We start from the raw sequence: 16,301 nt of genomic DNA on the forward strand, positions 1-16,301 counted from the left end.
CCCTTGGTCGCGATCCACGTCATGAGAAAACGCCGCATGCTTGCTCGTAGCGTGGCTGGCGCCATCGCCGGATTACTGCTCTTCGTTTCCGGAGCCTGGGGCGCGCTAGCCCTTCGTTACCAACTGCCCGGGCCACCACCCATTCGCGCGGCCGGCGCCATCGCCTGGTCGGCGCTTTACCTTGCGCTCCTCGTGGCGACGTTTGGCTGGCGCCTGTGGTGGGCCCCGCTGTGCCTCATGGCCTTGCTGGCGGTGCTTATGGGGTGGTGGGTAATGATCCCGCCGCGAAACGATCGCCTCTGGGCCGATGATGTCGCCCACCTCCTTTCCGGCGAGGTCAGCGGTAGCCGGGTCACCCTGCACAACGTCCGCAATTTCACCTGGCGCGCCGACGACGACTACGACGCCCGTTGGGAAACGAGGGAATACGACCTCGATCACCTGGTTTCGGCCGATGCGGTGCTTTCCTATTGGTCGAGCGAAGCCATCGCCCATGCGATGCTTTCATTCGGGTTCGACGATGGTCGCCATATCGTTTTTTCCATGGAGATCCGTCGTGAAAAAGGCGAGGCCTTCTCCGAGGTCGGCGGCTTTTTCAAGCAGTTCGAACTGGTACTGATCGCTGCGGACGAGCGCGACATCATTGGCGTGCGTACCAATGTGCGCGGTGAAGACGATTACCTGTTTCCCCTGCGCATGCCGCACGAGGCTATGCGCTCACTGTTCGTTTCCTACGTGGACGCGGCGAACCGGCTCGTGGAAAAGCCTCGCTTCTACAACACGATTACCTCGAATTGCACCACCATCGTCTACCGGATGGCCCGCCGCATCGACCGGGGCCTGCCCATGGATATCCGCTTGCTGCTGACCGGATACCTGCCCGAGTACCTGATGGACAATGGCGCGCTGGATAACCGCATGCCTGTCGACGAGTGGCGCCGCCTCGGCCGTATCACCGACCGCGCGCGTGCTGCCCAAGCCGGCGATGATTTCTCCGCGGTGATCCGTCAGGGCGTGCCGCCGGCGGCCTTGTCGGAGGCATCGCCGTCATCGGGCGACTCCACCTTGAAGCCCCTGGCCTCGAGCGCGGAGAGGTAGCCCTTCGGGCCGATAAGGTCGTCCAGCGGCACGATCGCCACCGTCTGGGTGTTCGTCGCGGTTTCCGAATCGACGGCTGCAAGCCAGCGTGTGCGCACCTGCGCAGGTACATCGGTCAGGCCGATGCGTTGCGCCAGGCCGCCTTCGGTGACGGCATCCAGGCAGGTGGAAATCTGTTTCGCGCGGCGCTCGTCGCGCAAGGCGTCCACATCGCCCGTGGCCCACGCATTAGCCCGTTCGCGCATGGCCGCCAGTTGCGGCTCGATGTTGTCGACGCTCTGGGTGAAGCAGGAAAGGTCGTCGAGGGTCGATCGCTTGAATTCCTTTACGACGGCACGTGGGTCATCCACGAGCAGGGTGTACTCCACGGGCACCTGTTTCACATTGTGCGCCTTGGCCATCGCCACTACCGCATCGGTAATGTACCCCGACTTGCGCAGCCCCGACTTCTTCACGGCCTGCTTGTAGAGCTCGATGGCGGCGAAAATGGGCCGATAACGTTCGATCTTGCGTTCGTCGCCAATGTAACGCGCTTTCACGGTAAGCCAGCGCGCGTAGACATCGGGCGGCACGGTCTCTTCCAGTGTCTTGCCATCCGGGGAATTGCGCACACCGATGAGGGACGGCAACAGGGCCAGCTTGCCAAAGAAGCCGACGTTGGGTTTGACCTCGGTATGCGGGGGCAGGATCAGTGCGCCTGCATGGGCAACCGCATCATCGACCTCGTCGGTCTTCCACGTGATGTTGCCCGGGATGGGTGACAGGGTGCCGAGGATCAGGAGCACATGGTCGCCCCGGGTGGCTCGCCAGAGCCCCGGGCCAGGCTGGATGCCACTGACGGTCACGGCTTCGAGCGTGGGGACGCTGGTGGCGGGCGGCGGTACCTGGGCAGTCGCCGTCGACATAAACGCCAGGGAAAGTGAAAAAAACAGCAGGGGAAGGCGGGGGTGTCGGCTCATGCGCGCAGTCTAGCCGAGCGGGCTGGGTGGAATCGCGGCACATGTGGCGGCACGCTCGCCTTGCATTCACCTGCGCCAGGGATGGGCGGAGGATCTTGCGGAAAGTGCTTCGCGCCGATTTATGTGCACACGCCGTGAAGGTTTCGCCACGTGGCCTTCCGTTGTAGCGGCGTAACGGGAGGGCTAAGCTTCCTCGTCCGACCGTAAGAACCCATAGGGATGGGACCGGCGGCATAGCCTATGCGCTGGAGCAGCGTCGTACCCATGGCCCTGGTTATCTACGACATTCCGTTCAATCCCGACCTGGCCGGCCTTTGGCATGTCCAGATCAATGGCGTGCCGACGGAAAACTTCGAATCGCGCGTGGCTGCCATCGCTTATGCAGTGCAGCAATCGAAGTTGCTGGGAACGCAGGGCCAGTTGCAGGTACTGGTGTCGGTCGAGGGCGCGGATGGCGTGTGGCGTGAATTCGAGTCGAACGCGAAGCGGCCGGTGCAGAGCCTGCAGTAGCGGCTGCACGTCACGTTGATGTGCGATGGATAGGATGGTGGCCTTACGGAGGAACCAGCTACCCATGGCACACCGCAAGATTGGTTATTTCGACGTTGAAGGTTCGTGCTACGTCGCGAAGCCCGGCCGTTGGCGCGGCAAGTACGTCATCAGTGAAGACGGCGAAGAGCTGCAGGAAAAGCTCTGCGCCACCCTGCACGAAAACGAGGACGATGCGTGCAGCGAAGGCATGGCGCTAGGTGTGGCCGCCGCGCGGAAACTCATGAAAGAGCGCGAGGGGTTTGACCCGGGCGAGCACGAATAACGCCTCGACCTGCTACGGGATACCTGCATAGGCCATGCCAGAAAGCGCCGCGCAACGCGGCGCAAGGTATTCCGAATGGCCGATGGTACAGGTCGTTTACACGGCGTAGGTTTTCATTGCGGCTGCGTGAATGTTGCGTTTTTCGCATATTCCCGCCCCGCAAAGTCCCAGCCCCACTCCCCTAAGGCTTCGGAGACTCACAATGAAAACGCACGCACACATGGCGCTCAGGCGCCACGGCCTCGCTTTGTCCATCGCTGCCGCCCTGGCTTGCACCTGCGGCACACTCGCGGCCCAGAATGCGCCGCCCCCATCGGCCGCTCCTCCCCCGCCCGCGCCAGCCGCGCAGCAGCCGGTACCGCCGCCGGATGACCAGAAGGGCACGACCGAACTGGCCGCGATCACGGTGACGGGTTCGGCGCTTCCGCGCATCGACGTTGAGACGCCGTCACCCGTGACGACCATCACCGCCGAGCAAATCCAGAAGAGTGGCCTCACCACCGTGTCGGATGTGATCCGGGCGGTATCGGCCGACAACAGTGGCTCCATCCCGCCAGCATTCACCGGCGGCTTCGCGGCCGGCTCATCCGGGGTGGCGTTGCGCGGCCTCACCGTGAACTCGACGCTGGTGCTTATCAATGGCCGGCGAGCGGCGAACTACCCCTTGGCGGACGACGGGCAGCGCTCCTTTGTCGACCTTAATACGATCCCGTCGAACGCGATTGAGCGTATCGAGGTGCTCAAGGATGGCGCGTCATCGCTATATGGCGCCGATGCGATCGCAGGTGTCGTCAATATCATCCTGCGCCCCAGCTACAAGGGCACGGAGTTCAGCGCGGACGTGGGTACATCGCAGCACGGCGGCGGTACGACGCGCCGAGGCACGGTGCTGTTTGGCGGTGGTGACCTGCGCAAGGATGGCTGGAATGCGTACTTCAGCGCCGAGTACCAGAAAGATGACCGGATCAAGGTGGGTGACCGTGGCTATCCCTACAACACCAACGACCTGCGCCGTAGCGGTGGCAACAACCTGATCGGCGGCCAGCCATCGCAGAACTCCGGTTCGACGTTCGGTACGGTGACGCCGGGCACGCTGGGTACGCCTGGTGATGTGACGACCGGTATTCCGGACCCGGGCGCGGTCGCGCAACCGCTCGTGCCCTGCGGCACCGGAAGCACACTGGTCACGGATGATCCCAACAACCCCGGAAGCTACTGCGCATATAACCGCACGCGGTATTTCGACATCGCGCCGGAGATGGAGCGCCAGGGTATCTACGGCCGGTTTACCCTGAAAGTGAGCGATACCTCGCAGGCCTACATCGATGCGAGCTACTACCAGGTACGCACCGATTTCCGCGGGCCACCACCGCAGATCCAGGCCAGTACGCCGAACAACACCAACGCCATCGCGCTTCCAGCGACGCTGCCCGATGGCTCGTTGAACCCGAACAACCCGTTTGCCGCTGAGGGCAAGGCCGCGCTCATCAACTACACCTTCCCGGGCGCCTTGGGTGGTGGCGACAACAAGAACCACAACCTGCGCATTACCGGTGGCATGACCGGTACTTGGGGCGACTGGAGCTACGATACCGCGTTGGTGTTCAACCACGAGTCGCTCGACATCAACACGCCGGGCCTGCTGAACTATAACGCGTTGATCGCCGCGGTCACCAACGGAACGTATAACTTCATCAATCCCTCGGCGAATTCGCCGGAACTGCTGCGTTCACTGGCCCCGACGCTGCAGAAGACATCGACCAGTGACTTGCAGTCGTTCGATTTCCGGGTGACCCGCCCACTCATGGATTTGCCCGGCGGCTCGCTTGGGCTGGCCACGGGTATCGACGTGCGCCACGAAGAGCAGAACGACCCGGATCTCAACCCTGATCTGGCGGCGCAGGGCCTCGGCATTGCGCATACCAAAGGCAACCGCACGGTGACGGGTGCTTATGTGGAGCTCGATGCACCGTTCCTCGAGTCACTGGAGGTGGACGTTTCCGGGCGCTATGACCATTACTCCGATTTCGGCAGGAATTTCTCGCCAAAGATCGGCATCAAGTGGAAGCCCATTGACGAACTGGCGTTCCGCGGGACCTTCTCCAAGGGCTTCCGCGCCCCCAGTTTTGCGGAGAACGGCTCAAGCGAATCCGAAGGCTTCGCGACCTACACGCCGCCTGCGGAATTCCAGGAGCTGCACAACAACAGTGGTTACGTGCAACCGTACCCGCTGGCGTTCCTTACCTCGGCCAATCCGAAGGTGAAGCCGGAGCGTTCGAAGAGCTATACGTTCGGTATCCTGTTCCAGCCGACCCAGGACCTCAGCGCATCGCTCGATTACTACCAGATCAAGAAGACCGGGGTGATCGGCCAGCAGAGCCCGGCGGCGGTGCTCGATGCCTACTACAACGGCCAGCCACTGCCGACGGCATCCAATATCATCGCTGATGTGCCTGATCCGGCCGCCCCCGATGCGTTGCCGCGCCCCCTGGTGGTGGTCGCCCCTTACGTCAACCAGAACGCGCTGAAGACCAAGGGCATCGACCTCGATCTCAAGGGCGGTTTCAACTTCAGCGAGAACGTGCGGCTGACCAGTGAAATCAACCTCACCAAAATCATCTCGTGGACGTTGACCTTGCAGGACGGGACGACCTTGCAGTACGTCGGCACGCATGGGCCGTATGGGTTGTCGTCGGGCGCGGGTACGCCGCGTTACCGTGGTTCGTGGGCCAATAGTTTGCAGATGGGTAAGCTCAACATCACCGGCACCCTGTACTACACGAGCGGCCTTAAGCTCACCGCGCCCGATGTGGCACCAGGGTGCCAGTCGACGAATACGACGACGGGCGAGGATTTTCCTGCGTCGTGCCGGATGTCGTCATTCACGCAGTTCGATCTTACCGGGCGCTACGACCTGACCGAGAAAATCTCGATCACCGGTTCGATCCTCAATGCGTTCGATCGCAAGCCGCCGCTCGATCCACTGAACTACGCGGCACTCAACTACAACCCGACGTACGCCCAGGGCGGCATTGTCGGGCGATTCTTCACCGTGGGCGTCAAGGTCAAACTGTAAGGCCGTGCCCGGCCAGGGCGGCGGGATCGGCAATATCGATCCCGTCGTTCCTGACCGTCAGGATGCCTTCGGCGCGCAGGCGACCCAGCATGCGCGTTACCGTGGCCGCGCTCATGCCCAGGTACGAACCGATGTCGTCGCGTGACATCGGCAAGGGTATGAAGGTGGTATCGGGTTCGACCTGGCGGCGCCGCGCAAGCAGGTCGTCGAGGAAGAACGCGACGCGGGCGAGGGCAGGCGTGTCGCCGCCCAGCGTGGCTCGGCGGCGCTCCTGCCGGCGCAAGCCACGCAGGTGGCTGGCGATGGCGTCGTCGTGCTCGCACAAGGCGTCGGTGGCCGCGCGCGGGAAGCGGCAAAACCACGTCTTGCCCACCGCGACGACGGAGGTCATATGCTGGCCTTGCCGCGCGACGTCCAGCGCAAACAGCTCGCCGGGCAGGTGGAACGCGAGGATCCGCCCGCCACCTACCGTCATGGCGAGGCCGGAAAGGACGGCATAGGCAGCCAGGTGGGGCGCATCGGGTTGCACGAGGCGGTCGCCATCGGCGAACGGCCCGACACGCTCGACCACATCGCGCATGGCCAGCAGTTCGGCGGCCCCGCCGCGCGTCGCCTGGCAGGTGTGAGCATGGCGACATGAGGCGTTGCAGCAGGCGGCGCCACGGCGCAGGGCAGGTGGGGGCATGGCGACGTCGGACGCGTAGTGCACAGGTAAACCTCCCGCACGCGTGGAGCGTGCAGCGCCATTTTAGGCCGCAGGATCCTGCGGGGCCGGGACGGTCAGCGGCATGCGCCCAAATGCCGCAGGTGGCCCTGGTCTTGACGGCGCGCGGCCTTTCCGATAACTAGGTTGGCGGGGGAATACCAGAAAGGGGGCCGCAAAGGCCATGGCAAGTCGTTCGTCGCAGTTCGATCAGCTTGATACCACCACGATGCCGGCACTGCCCGATGGCTGCGTGCCAGGCACTGTCGCGCCGTTTGTCATGCGCTACGGCGTCGATTTCCTCGTGGCGATGCAACGCGCCGCTGCAGAGGCGTCCAGGCAGGGCGCCGAAGAGGCAGAGCCCGCTTAGTGGCCTGACGGCTGGGTGGCAGGCGCACGCCCGTCATCCGGCACATCACCCGCGGGGCCGCCCTTGCGGATAGCGCCCACCACGAATATCGCAAGCATGGCAACGATCAACGCGATCAGTGCGTAGTAGCGCGTGCGGTTCATGGGGGCTCCGGGCTTCATAAGACGCAGTGTCCCCGTGGATGGGTCAAGGAAATGGAATGCGCGCGTTATGCCGACGTGCCGTCGATAAGGTCGGCGACGGCGTCTACAAGGGCATGTACCGAAAACGGCTTGCTCAGGATGGCACAGCCCTCGGGCAGGACTGGGCTGTCGGCAAAGGCTTCCCACGCGTACCCCGTGATAAAGAGCACGGGCAGCGTGGGGCAGCGTTCCCGGGCAGCCTGCGCGAGCCGGCGCCCATCCATGCCTGGCAGGCCGACGTCCGTCACGAGTACGTCCGGCGCATCCTCCGCGGCCAGCAGAAGCAGCGCCTCGTTGCCTTCGGCGCAATCGCTGACGGTGTAGCCGGCCTCTTCGAGTACTTCGCGGGTAAGCGATCGCAGCATCGCCTCGTCTTCGACGAGCAACACGTGGCGGCCGCCACCCTGGCGCGACCGGTTTTCGATATGCGAGTGCTTCGCCGCCGGTGCGCCGATGTGGCGCGGCAGCCACAGGCTCACCGTCGTGCCGCGGCCAGGCGCTGAGGTGATGATCGCGCGGCCACCGGTTTGCCGTGCAAAGCCATCGACCATGGATAAGCCAAGGCCGGTGCCCTGGCCAATGGCCTTCGTGGTGAAGAACGGATCGAAGGCCTTTTCGATCACGGATGCCGACATGCCGGTGCCGGTATCGGTCACATCCACGACCACGTAATCCGAGGCACCTCGGCCAATGTCCACCGACTCCGCGTTTCGCGTGGCGATGGTCAGGGTGCCCCCGTGCGGCATGGCATCCCGGCCATTGATGGCCAGGTTGAGGATGGCGCTTTCGAGCTGGCTGGCATCCGAAAGCGTGCGCCACAAGCTCTCCGTCATGTTGACCTGCAGATTCACCTGCTCGCCCAGCAGGGGGCGCAGCAGCAGGTCCAGGCCATGGACGATGCCATTGGCATCCACGTCAGAGAGGGAGAGCGCCTGCTGGCGCGAGTACGCGAGCAACCGGTGCGTGAGCCCCGCGGCACGTTGCACGGCGCCACGCGCCGCATCGAGTAGCCGGCGCGAGCCATCCACGCGGCCCTGTTCCATCCTCTCGGTGACGACTTCGATCGCGCCACCGATGCCCCCCAGGATGTTGTTGAAATCGTGGGCGATGCCACCGGTCAGCCGGCCCAGGGCTTCCAGCTTCTGTGCGTGGCGCATCTGGTCATCCATGGCACGGCGCCGCTGGGTGTCGCGGCCCATGCCGTAGATCACATCGCCATCAGGCACGCCGGTCCAGGCGAACCAGCGGAACTGGCCATCCTTGCTACGGATCCTCAGTTCAAGGTCTTCCACCACCTCACCATCGATCATCTGGCTCACGGCGTCCCGTGCGCGGTCGAGGTCGTCGGGGTGGATGAGTTCTTCGAAGCCGACGCCCATCAGGTCATCGGGCGCGTAACCCAGCTCGGTTCGCCAGGCAGGATTCACGTTGCGATAGTGCCCGTCGCGCGTCATCACCACATAAAGGTCGCGCGCGATGGCCCACACCTGGTCGCGCTCGCGAGTGCGCTGGTCGATCTCCACCTCGAGCGAGGCGTTGAGCTCGCGTAGCGTCTGCGTGGTGCGTACGGCGCGTGTCGTCTCGTTCGTGATCGCATACATGCCGAACACCTTGCCGTGCTCGTCGCGCATCGGTGCGAACGAAAACGTCCACCAGGTTTCCTCCTCGAAACCGTGCCGGGTCATGCGCAGGGGTAGATCAAGGTGCATGCTGCCTTCGCCCCGCATGGCCAGCTCGACATGGCGTTCAACCTCGTCCCACACGTCATGCCACAGCGCGCGGAACGATTTGCCGATGGCGCCCTGCAGGCGCCGACCCAGCATGGGCCGGTAGGGGTCGTTGAAGAAGAACTGCTGGCCCGCCTCAACGGCAAGGAACATGGGGCGTGGCGTGTCGAACATCGTGGCAAGCATGGTCTTGAGCGCTGGCGGCCACGTCTCGACAGGCCCAAGTTCGGTGTTCGACCAGTCGAACGCACGAATCTCCGCGGCCGTGGGCGATTCCATCGGCAGGAAGGCGAAGGGCTCGGGCGAGCGAGGGGTCATGGATGGCTCACGGCGTGAAGTCGGTGACCTTGCCTGATACCTGTACGCCTCGTTGCCATACGGCCTCGATATGGGTGCTGGCCTCAATATCGTTCGTCGGGTCGCTGCCGAGTACGACGAAATCGGCCCGCTTGCCGTTGGCGATGACGCCACGGTCATCCAGGCCCAGCAGGCTCGCGGCGCGCTCTGTCGCCACGTTAAGGGCCTGCAGTGGGCTAAGGCCAGCATCCACCATCAGCGCCAGCTCGCGGTGCTCCGCAAAGCCCGGGATGCGCAGTGGTGTCGCGCCGGAGTCGGTACCGAAGCCTACCTTGCCGCCGGCATCGTAAATCCGCTTGAAGTTCTGTTCGTTCGTTTTCAGCGCAGCCTCGTTGACCGGCGTGGCGCGATCGTCCCGCACCTTGTCGCGCCAGGCGCTGTCGGCGAACTGGGTGGCGAGCGCCGGCTGGACGGCATGGCTGAAGAAGGGCTGGTCCATCCACGCCGGATGCCGGGCATAGATGTACGCCGCTTCGTTGAGGTCCAGCGTGGCGATGTACCAGGTGCCGTGCTGCTTCATGGCGTCGATGAAGCCCTGGTCCACGGGCTTGTCGCGAACGCCGTGGGCGAGGATATCCACGCCGTCGTCGACAAGCTTGCGCGCATCGTCCAGGTAGTACACGTGGGCGGCGACGCGAAGGTGCTTCGCATGTGCTTCGGCGATCACGGCACGCCAGATTTCCGGCGTCATCTTGACCGGCAGCGTGCCGTTGAAGTCATCGACCCAGATCTTCACCAGGTCGGTGCCGCGCGCGGCGGCCGCATCGACTGCCGCCCGGGCCTCATCGGGTGTGGCCGGACGGTCCAGCTGGCTGGAGCCGGCCTGCATCATCTTCGCCGGCGGCGCCCCGTTGGGCACGCCAATACCGTGGTCGGCGCCGAACAGGTCGGCCCCGTCGGCCTTGCCGGCATGCAGGTCGGCGCGCAAGGGGTAGAACACCTCGGGGTTGTTTATGCCCAGGGTGGTTACCGTGGTGACGCCATAGGCGCGCCACTGGCGGAGCTGGCGCAGTGCGTTCTCTCGCGAGTAAAGGGCGGGTTGGCCGGCCTTCGTTCCATCCACCAGGCCGATGTGCGAGTGATCGGAGATGAGGCCAGGGATGATCGTTTTGCCGGTGTAGTCCACGACCTTCGTTCCGTCGGGCATCTTCACCCGTAACCCGGGCCCCACCATCGAGAAGTGGTCGCCATCCACGACCAGGGTCACATCCTCTTTCGCCGGGGCGCCCGTCCCATCGATAACGCGCGCCCCGCGGATAACGGTGGCGGCGTGGGCGCCGGTCGCCGCGACGAGCAGGGCGGTGGCAAGGAGCAGGGGGCGGGGCACGGTCATCGGAGATCCTTCAATAAACGTCTGGGAGCCCGTCACGGATAATGCACTACCTGCGAAGGGCGTGTCGTTGCGAATGCGTTAGTGGCGCCATTGTCACGCCTGCTGCACACCGCCCGCCGGACGCTGGTCACACCTACACGTTCGAAGGTGAGCACGATGGACGAGCAGAAGGCTCCAGTCGCGGAAAAGCAGAAAGGTGGCATCGGCTACGTGCTGCTGTGGATCCTGGGCGTGCCGATCCCGGTCCTGATCCTCATCTTCCTGGTACGCGGCTGCACCTGAGCACGCTAAGCTGGCGGTTTCCCCTTCCGGAAGCCGCCGCGTGTCCCAGCAAGTCCTTCCGCGCAGCCCGGGTATCGATCTGCTGCGTGGTTTCAGCATCCTGCTGGTGGTGGTTCATCACCTCGGCCTGCGGATACCCCTGCACAAAACCGATGCGGCGCAGGTGTTGCCGGTCTTCCTGCTCAAGGGCCTCATATACAACGGTTACGAAGCGGTGTTTCTGTTCTTCGTGGTCTCCGGGTTCCTGATCACCCGGCATGTCCTTGAGCGGGATGGGGCGCTGGCAGCGGTGGCATGGCGCAGCTTTTATGCTCGCCGCGTGGCGCGCATCGTTCCCTGCCTGCTCGCCCTTGTCGCCGTGCTGCTGTGCTGCCACGCGCTGGGGGTTCCCAACTACGTGTTCGACAAGCCGGGGCAGACGCCGCTCGGCGCCACGCTGTCCGCGCTGACCTTCACCCTCAATGTGTATGAGGGAAACAACGGCTGGCTTCCGGGTGGCTGGGATGTCCTGTGGTCTCTCTCCGTGGAAGAGGTGTTCTACCTCGCGTTCCCATGGGTATGCCTCACCCTGGGGCGCACGCGCTGGCTCGTGCCGGCGCTCGTCCTCCTTGTGCTGTCGGTACCCTTTACCCGCGCGGCCATCGCCGACAACGAGATATGGAGCGAAAAAGCGTATCTGCCGGGGATGGGGGCGATCGCGGCGGGCGTCCTGGCGGCGCTAGTCCGCTTCCGTTCGGGCGTGCCGGGTGTGCTGGCGCGGCGGCTCATGGCCGTTGCCGGGGTCGCTAGCCTGGCGCTGATCATGTTTTCCGGTGGATGGTTGTGGCACGCCATCCACGAGGGCTACCTGCTTATGCTGATCGGTGCGGGTATGTTGCTCGTGCTGGCGTCGCCGGAAGGCGGCCAGGCCATGCGCGGCACGGGATGGCTGCGTGCCATGGGCCGGGCCAGCTACGAGGTGTACCTGACCCATATGTTCGTTGTGTTTTCGCTGGTGGGCGTTGCACGCCTGACCGGTACCGACAAGGCATGGGGCTGGCTCTGGTACGCACCGGCGGTGCTGATCGCGTGGGCCCTGGGATATGGCGTGGCCACGTACCTGTCGGAGCCGGCAAACCGGTGGCTGCGTCGGCGGCTGCTCAGGCCTGTTTCTGCGGCGGCGACGGCGTGACCTGGGCGGCCGGGTCGAAGCTCTCGGCGTGCTCGGCGGGCCGGATTTTCGCGCCTCGCGCCACGGCAAGGCCGTGGGTGAGTTCCGCACCCAGCAGCACGATGATCGAGGCGTAGTACACCCACGTGAGCAGCACGACGATGGCCCCCGCCGGGCCGTAGGCACCGCCGACACTGGCGCGATCGATATACAGGCTGATGACGAACTTGCCACCCACGAAAAGCAGGGCGGTGAGGATGCCGCCGCGTGCGGCGTCGCGCCACGCGATCTGCGCATCGGGGAGGATCCGGTACATGGCTCCAAACGCGATGACGAAGACGCCAAACGAAATGACGGCCTCGACCACCTGCCATGCCACGGTATTACCGGGGATGACGGCCTGGATCAGGCTGCTGACCACGAATGAAATGATCAGCAGGAACGCAATGCCGATCAGCAGGCCAAATGCCCGTGCCCGGGTGCTCAACCATCCGGCCACGGCTTCGCCGGGTTTCGCGCGAATCTTCCAGACGCGGTTGATCGTGGATTGAAGTTGAGCAAACACGGCTGACGCACTGAACACGGTGACGCACAGACCGATGATGCCGACGATGTTGCCAAGGTGCGGCCGTTGCTGGGCGTTATCGATCACCAGCTTTACGGCGGTGGCGCCTTGCTGCCCGATGACGTTGGTCAGGCCGTCCACCAGTTGCGCCTGCCACTGCGCATTAAGCGCGGACAGCACCCAGAGCAGCAGCACCAGCAGCGGTGCGAACGATAGCGCCGAGTAAAAAGAAAGCGCCGCCGCGCGGGTCATCAGCTCGTCATCGCTGAAACCCTCGGCAGCGGTGCGAATGGATTTGCCGGTCAGTTCGTACCAGTGGCGCAGGTGCATAGGGAAGGGGCGGGGGCCCCAGGGCCCCCGCTAGGTCCGGTTAGTGGTGGCGATCGCGGTCGCGTGCGTGGTCGGCGGCCTTGCCTACCTCCTTCTGCACCTTGCCTGCATTCTTCTCAATGTTGCCTGCCGCTTCCTTCGCGTGGTTACCGGTGATCTTGCCGGCTGCTTCCTTCATGGCGCCCTTTACCTCGTGTTTCATGCCCTCGGTACGGTTCTTGTCCATGATGGTTCCTCGGTTGCTCTGCGGGGTTCGCAGCGTGGACGATTTACCCGTTCGCGCCATTACAGGCACGTGAAGCGCGTGTGCGCCAGCATTCACCGCCCGTGCGTGAGACGGTACGATGGGACATGTTCTTTCCGCTGCCCAAGACGGCCACCGCGCCGTTCTGCCCGTCCGAAGTCGCCGGGTCCATCGTCGTACCGTCCGAGCTCCCCTGGTGGAAGAAGGCGCTTCGGTTCGCCGGGCCAGGCCTGCTCGTATCCGTCGGTTACATGGATCCAGGCAATTGGGCTACCGACATCGAAGCCGGCTCGCGATTCGGCTATCGCCTTCTGTTCGTGGTGCTGCTTTCGAGCCTGGCCGCCATGCTCCTGCAATGCCTGGCTGCGCGGCTCGGTATCGCTACCCGGAAGGACCTCGCGCAGCTTTCCAGCCAGCGTTACCCCAAGGCGCTTGGCCGCGCGCAGTGGGTGCTGGCCGAGCTTTCCATTATTTCCTGCGACCTCGCGGAGGTGCTCGGCAGTGCGCTCGCCTTCAAGCTGCTGTTTGGCGTGTCGCTACCGGTAGGCGTGGCGTTGACCGCGCTCGATACGTTCATTGTGCTCGGCTTGCAGGGACAGGGGTTTCGCCGGGTCGAGTCGATCATCCTGGGCCTCGTCGGCACCGTCGGCATCTGTTTCGTCGTGCAGCTGTTCCTGGTCGGCCCCGACTGGCATGCCATCGCCGCTGGCTTCGTGCCATCGCTGCACGCGCTGGATAGCCGCGAACCGCTCTACCTGGCGATCGGCATCCTCGGTGCCACGATCATGCCGCACAACCTGTACCTGCATTCGTCCATTGTGCAGACCCGGGCGGTTTCCGGTGAGGCGGGGAAATGGGCTGCCATACGGCTCACTCGCGTCGATACGATCGGGTCCCTGAGCCTGGCGCTGCTGATCAACGCCGCTATCCTCATCGTGGCCGCGGGGGCGTTCCATGCGACGGGGCGCCGTGATGTCGCGGATATTGGTGACGCGTACCAGCTGCTCGCGCCGATCGCGGGTACGACGATCGCATCGATGGCGTTTGCCATCGGCCTGTTCGCATCGGGGCAAAGCTCCACGTTTACCGGCACGATCGCCGGGCAGGTGATCATGGATGGTTTCCTGCAGATGAAACTGCCGTGCTGGCAGCGGCGGCTGATCACCCGGGGCCTTGCCATCGTTCCGGCCTTCATCGGTGTCGTGGTGATGGGGGACCGGGCCATTGGCGCACTGCTGGTGGCGAGCCAGGTGGTATTGAGCATCCAGTTGCCGTTCGCCATGTATCCCTTGATCCGGTTTACGGATAACCGGGAGCTGATGGGGGCGTTTGCCAATACACGCCTCGTGTCGGTGTCCGCGTGGGCGCTCTTTGTCGTCATATCGGCGGCCAATGTGTGGCTGGTCGCCCAGTTCTTCGGTATGGCCTGATGCGGCGGGCGCCCCGGTAGAGCGGAAACGAAGAAGGCCCGCCAATGGCGGGCCTTCGGTCAGCGGCGCGGTTCTCGTAGGAGCGGGCAGGGCCGCGGCCTTGGGAAGCGCGGACTGGGATCTGCCGCCAAAGGCGGTCGCGCCCAGATGCGCCCCTACGGCGAGCGCGGCTTACGCGGCGTTGCTGAGGCGGCTGGCGACTTCGCCGAGCCAATCGTAGCCATCCATTTCGCCACCGAACAGGTCGAGGCCGTTGGCTGCGTCGCTGGAGTTAAAGCCAGCGGAGTATTCGAAGGTGGTAATGCCGTAATCGTTGCGAAGTTCGTTCATGGTCGTCTCCCAGTCTCTTGTATGACCGGTTGTTTCAAGTCAGCCCACGCCGCCGGTCTCTGGCATGGAGCGGACCTTACGCTGGCCCGGGAAACCCCGGTAGATGGCCAAAAAGCGCTGGTCCGTTTCGTTTGGTGAACAATCGGTTCGTTAGGCTTTCGTCATGCGGTTTTTGCACCGAATTACTGAACCAACGAGTTTTCTCTTGCACCTTAGTAAGGGTCCCCTCAGCGGATTCAAGGGTTCCAATCATTAATTTCTTCGACAGCGGGCGTAAGGAAATAGTTCAATCAATTTTCCGATCGGCACGATGGATGGTGCCTATGAGAACCCTTGCCCCGGCCTTTCGTTCGCGGGAACGAACGTATCCGTTAACTAGAGTTTAACTCATCCGGGCGGGAGCTGCCACGGTGGCGTTTGCAACCGTTCACATAAGAAGTCCGCAAGCTGCCGCACCTTGGGCGACAGGTGGCGGCTCCGCGGGTAAACCAGCCAGACCGCGCCCTGCTCGTCGCGCCAGTCGTCCAGCAGGGAGACCAGCCGCCCCTCGGCCAGCGGGCCTTCGACATAGAAGTCGGGCAGTTGGGCCAGCCCCAGGCCGCGCAGGCAGGCATCCAGCAGGGCCTGGCCCGAGTTGGCCCTGTAACGCCCTCGTACCGGGCGCTGGCGGGGTTGGCCATCCTCCAGGAAGATCCAGTGACTGGCCGAGCCGAGCAGTAGCTGGTGATCGACCAGGTCTTCCGGCGTGCGGGGCGCGGGGTGGCCTTCCAGATAAGCGGGTGAGGCCACAACGAACAGGCGTCGTTCGCCCAGCCTCCGGGCCACCAGGTTGGAGTCCGCGAGCAGGCCGGTGCGGACGGTGAGGTCGTACCCTTCTTCGATCAGGTCGACATTCCGGTTCGAGAAATCCATGTCGACGCCAAGCTGGGGGTGCATGGCCAGGAATTCGTTGACCAACGGGGCCACGTATCGCTCGCCATACGTGGTGGCCAGGCTGATGCGCAGGCTGCCGCGCAGGCCTTCCTGGTAATCCACGATGGCCTGTTCCGCGGCGTCGAAGCCTTCCAGCAAGTGCCGGGCGTGCTCGTAATACAGGCGGCCGGCGTCGGTCAGGCGCAGTTTGCGGGTGGTCCGGTGGAGCAGCTGCGTGCCAAGGCGCTGCTCCAGGGCACTCACGGCACGGCTGACAAACGCCGTGGATAAACCCAGGTGGCGCGCGGCAGCAGAAAAGCTGCCCAAGCGGACCACCTCGACAAAGGCGTCCATCCCATCCCATGCGCGCATCGATTGTTGCTCCCGGTAAAAGATGCTTGTCGGTTCGAACGACTAATCGACGACGGCAAGGCTGGCT

General features: G+C 64.1%; 17 protein-coding genes. 8 read left to right on the forward strand and 9 right to left on the reverse strand.

Going from position 1 to position 16,301, the window contains the following annotated elements; translation table 11 throughout:
• The first annotated feature begins 36 nt into the window (after positions 1–36).
• Complete coding sequence (locus tag L2Y97_RS08935; protein ID WP_247435649.1) at positions 37–1,098, forward strand: DUF4105 domain-containing protein; 1,062 nt, start codon at positions 37–39, stop codon at positions 1,096–1,098.
• Here L2Y97_RS08935 and L2Y97_RS08940 read toward each other — a convergent pair.
• Entirely contained in the window at positions 1,008–2,057 is a 1,050-nt protein-coding gene (locus L2Y97_RS08940; RefSeq protein WP_247435651.1) for a TraB/GumN family protein, read from the reverse strand. The genes L2Y97_RS08935 and L2Y97_RS08940 overlap by 91 nt on opposite strands.
• Positions 2,058–2,321: 264 nt before the next feature.
• Here L2Y97_RS08940 and L2Y97_RS08945 point away from each other — a divergent pair, with 264 nt between their 5' ends.
• The 3 genes from L2Y97_RS08945 (at position 2,322) to L2Y97_RS08955 (ending at position 5,947) form a co-directional block, all read left to right on the forward strand.
• Positions 2,322–2,567 (forward strand): DUF2188 domain-containing protein, encoded by a 246-nt coding sequence (locus L2Y97_RS08945; RefSeq protein ID WP_247435654.1) that lies wholly within the window; start codon positions 2,322–2,324, stop codon positions 2,565–2,567.
• Positions 2,568–2,631: 64 nt separating this feature from the next.
• The gene (locus tag L2Y97_RS08950; RefSeq protein WP_247435657.1) at positions 2,632–2,871 is read left to right on the forward strand and encodes a hypothetical protein; all 240 of its coding nucleotides are present in this window, start codon (positions 2,632–2,634) and stop codon (positions 2,869–2,871) included.
• A 202-nt stretch (positions 2,872–3,073) separates the two neighbouring features.
• A complete protein-coding gene (locus L2Y97_RS08955) occupies positions 3,074–5,947 on the forward strand; it encodes a TonB-dependent receptor (protein ID WP_247435660.1) in 2,874 nt (957 codons plus the stop codon).
• Here L2Y97_RS08955 and L2Y97_RS08960 read toward each other — a convergent pair.
• Positions 5,937–6,632, reverse strand: coding sequence for a Crp/Fnr family transcriptional regulator (locus L2Y97_RS08960; protein WP_247435663.1), 696 nt, complete (start codon positions 6,630–6,632; stop codon positions 5,937–5,939). The two genes, L2Y97_RS08955 and L2Y97_RS08960, sit on opposite strands and share 11 nt — an antisense overlap.
• A 202-nt stretch (positions 6,633–6,834) precedes the next feature.
• Here L2Y97_RS08960 and L2Y97_RS08965 point away from each other — a divergent pair, with 202 nt between their 5' ends.
• A complete protein-coding gene (locus tag L2Y97_RS08965; protein ID WP_247435665.1) occupies positions 6,835–7,020 on the forward strand; it encodes a hypothetical protein in 186 nt (61 codons plus the stop codon).
• Here the strand turns inward: L2Y97_RS08965 and L2Y97_RS08970 are convergent.
• The 3 genes from L2Y97_RS08970 to L2Y97_RS08980 all read right to left on the reverse strand — a co-directional run bounded on the left by L2Y97_RS08970 (position 7,017) and on the right by L2Y97_RS08980 (position 10,619).
• The gene (locus L2Y97_RS08970) at positions 7,017–7,163 is read right to left on the reverse strand and encodes a hypothetical protein (RefSeq protein ID WP_247435668.1); all 147 of its coding nucleotides are present in this window, start codon (positions 7,161–7,163) and stop codon (positions 7,017–7,019) included. The two genes, L2Y97_RS08965 and L2Y97_RS08970, sit on opposite strands and share 4 nt — an antisense overlap.
• A 65-nt stretch (positions 7,164–7,228) precedes the next feature.
• Positions 7,229–9,247, reverse strand: a complete 2,019-nt coding sequence (locus L2Y97_RS08975; protein ID WP_247435670.1) for a hybrid sensor histidine kinase/response regulator — start codon at positions 9,245–9,247, stop codon at positions 7,229–7,231.
• Between the two features lie 7 nt (positions 9,248–9,254).
• A complete protein-coding gene (locus L2Y97_RS08980) occupies positions 9,255–10,619 on the reverse strand; it encodes an amidohydrolase family protein (protein ID WP_247435673.1) in 1,365 nt (454 codons plus the stop codon).
• A 156-nt stretch (positions 10,620–10,775) separates the two neighbouring features.
• On the opposite strand from L2Y97_RS08980, the gene L2Y97_RS22355 reads away from it, so the two are divergent.
• Positions 10,776–10,901, forward strand: coding sequence for a hypothetical protein (locus tag L2Y97_RS22355; protein ID WP_256452086.1), 126 nt, complete (start codon positions 10,776–10,778; stop codon positions 10,899–10,901).
• 40 nt (positions 10,902–10,941) lie between these two features.
• Positions 10,942–12,072, forward strand: coding sequence for an acyltransferase family protein (locus L2Y97_RS08985; protein WP_247435676.1), 1,131 nt, complete (start codon positions 10,942–10,944; stop codon positions 12,070–12,072).
• Here the strand turns inward: L2Y97_RS08985 and L2Y97_RS08990 are convergent.
• Both L2Y97_RS08990 and L2Y97_RS08995 read right to left on the reverse strand, forming a co-directional pair.
• Positions 12,041–12,946, reverse strand: coding sequence for a YihY/virulence factor BrkB family protein (locus L2Y97_RS08990; RefSeq protein WP_247435679.1), 906 nt, complete (start codon positions 12,944–12,946; stop codon positions 12,041–12,043). The two genes, L2Y97_RS08985 and L2Y97_RS08990, sit on opposite strands and share 32 nt — an antisense overlap.
• 40 nt (positions 12,947–12,986) lie before the next feature.
• Positions 12,987–13,172: a CsbD family protein gene (locus L2Y97_RS08995; RefSeq protein WP_247435682.1), complete on the reverse strand. Its 186-nt coding sequence runs from the start codon at positions 13,170–13,172 to the stop codon at positions 12,987–12,989.
• A 125-nt stretch (positions 13,173–13,297) separates the two neighbouring features.
• On the opposite strand from L2Y97_RS08995, the gene L2Y97_RS09000 reads away from it, so the two are divergent.
• Positions 13,298–14,620, forward strand: coding sequence for an Nramp family divalent metal transporter (locus L2Y97_RS09000; protein ID WP_247435685.1), 1,323 nt, complete (start codon positions 13,298–13,300; stop codon positions 14,618–14,620).
• 171 nt (positions 14,621–14,791) lie between these two features.
• On the opposite strand, the gene L2Y97_RS09005 is transcribed toward L2Y97_RS09000, so the two are convergent.
• Both L2Y97_RS09005 and L2Y97_RS09010 read right to left on the reverse strand, forming a co-directional pair.
• The gene (locus L2Y97_RS09005; protein WP_247435688.1) at positions 14,792–14,950 is read right to left on the reverse strand and encodes a hypothetical protein; all 159 of its coding nucleotides are present in this window, start codon (positions 14,948–14,950) and stop codon (positions 14,792–14,794) included.
• 387 nt (positions 14,951–15,337) lie between these two features.
• Positions 15,338–16,234: a LysR family transcriptional regulator gene (locus L2Y97_RS09010; RefSeq protein ID WP_247435691.1), complete on the reverse strand. Its 897-nt coding sequence runs from the start codon at positions 16,232–16,234 to the stop codon at positions 15,338–15,340.
• Between the last annotated feature and the right edge of the window lie 67 nt (positions 16,235–16,301).

Source organism: Luteibacter aegosomatissinici (assembly GCF_023078495.1).
GTDB lineage: Bacteria > Pseudomonadota > Gammaproteobacteria > Xanthomonadales > Rhodanobacteraceae > Luteibacter > Luteibacter aegosomatissinici.

Excerpts from the sequence above, each read along its gene's own strand:
- L2Y97_RS08935 (WP_247435649.1), top strand. The coding sequence starts at position 37 with ATGCTTGCTCGTAGCGTGGCTGGCGCCATCGCCGGATTACTGCTCTTC.
- L2Y97_RS08940 (WP_247435651.1), bottom strand. The coding sequence starts at position 2,057 with ATGAGCCGACACCCCCGCCTTCCCCTGCTGTTTTTTTCACTTTCCCTG.
- L2Y97_RS08945 (WP_247435654.1), top strand. The coding sequence starts at position 2,322 with ATGGCCCTGGTTATCTACGACATTCCGTTCAATCCCGACCTGGCCGGC.
- L2Y97_RS08950 (WP_247435657.1), top strand. The coding sequence starts at position 2,632 with ATGGCACACCGCAAGATTGGTTATTTCGACGTTGAAGGTTCGTGCTAC.
- L2Y97_RS08955 (WP_247435660.1), top strand. The coding sequence starts at position 3,074 with ATGAAAACGCACGCACACATGGCGCTCAGGCGCCACGGCCTCGCTTTG.
- L2Y97_RS08960 (WP_247435663.1), bottom strand. The coding sequence starts at position 6,632 with ATGCCCCCACCTGCCCTGCGCCGTGGCGCCGCCTGCTGCAACGCCTCA.
- L2Y97_RS08965 (WP_247435665.1), top strand. The coding sequence starts at position 6,835 with ATGGCAAGTCGTTCGTCGCAGTTCGATCAGCTTGATACCACCACGATG.
- L2Y97_RS08970 (WP_247435668.1), bottom strand. The coding sequence starts at position 7,163 with ATGAACCGCACGCGCTACTACGCACTGATCGCGTTGATCGTTGCCATG.
- L2Y97_RS08975 (WP_247435670.1), bottom strand. The coding sequence starts at position 9,247 with ATGACCCCTCGCTCGCCCGAGCCCTTCGCCTTCCTGCCGATGGAATCG.
- L2Y97_RS08980 (WP_247435673.1), bottom strand. The coding sequence starts at position 10,619 with ATGACCGTGCCCCGCCCCCTGCTCCTTGCCACCGCCCTGCTCGTCGCG.
- L2Y97_RS22355 (WP_256452086.1), top strand. The coding sequence starts at position 10,776 with ATGGACGAGCAGAAGGCTCCAGTCGCGGAAAAGCAGAAAGGTGGCATC.
- L2Y97_RS08990 (WP_247435679.1), bottom strand. The coding sequence starts at position 12,946 with ATGCACCTGCGCCACTGGTACGAACTGACCGGCAAATCCATTCGCACC.
- L2Y97_RS08995 (WP_247435682.1), bottom strand. The coding sequence starts at position 13,172 with ATGGACAAGAACCGTACCGAGGGCATGAAACACGAGGTAAAGGGCGCC.
- L2Y97_RS09000 (WP_247435685.1), top strand. The coding sequence starts at position 13,298 with ATGTTCTTTCCGCTGCCCAAGACGGCCACCGCGCCGTTCTGCCCGTCC.
- L2Y97_RS09005 (WP_247435688.1), bottom strand. The coding sequence starts at position 14,950 with ATGAACGAACTTCGCAACGATTACGGCATTACCACCTTCGAATACTCC.
- L2Y97_RS09010 (WP_247435691.1), bottom strand. The coding sequence starts at position 16,234 with ATGCGCGCATGGGATGGGATGGACGCCTTTGTCGAGGTGGTCCGCTTG.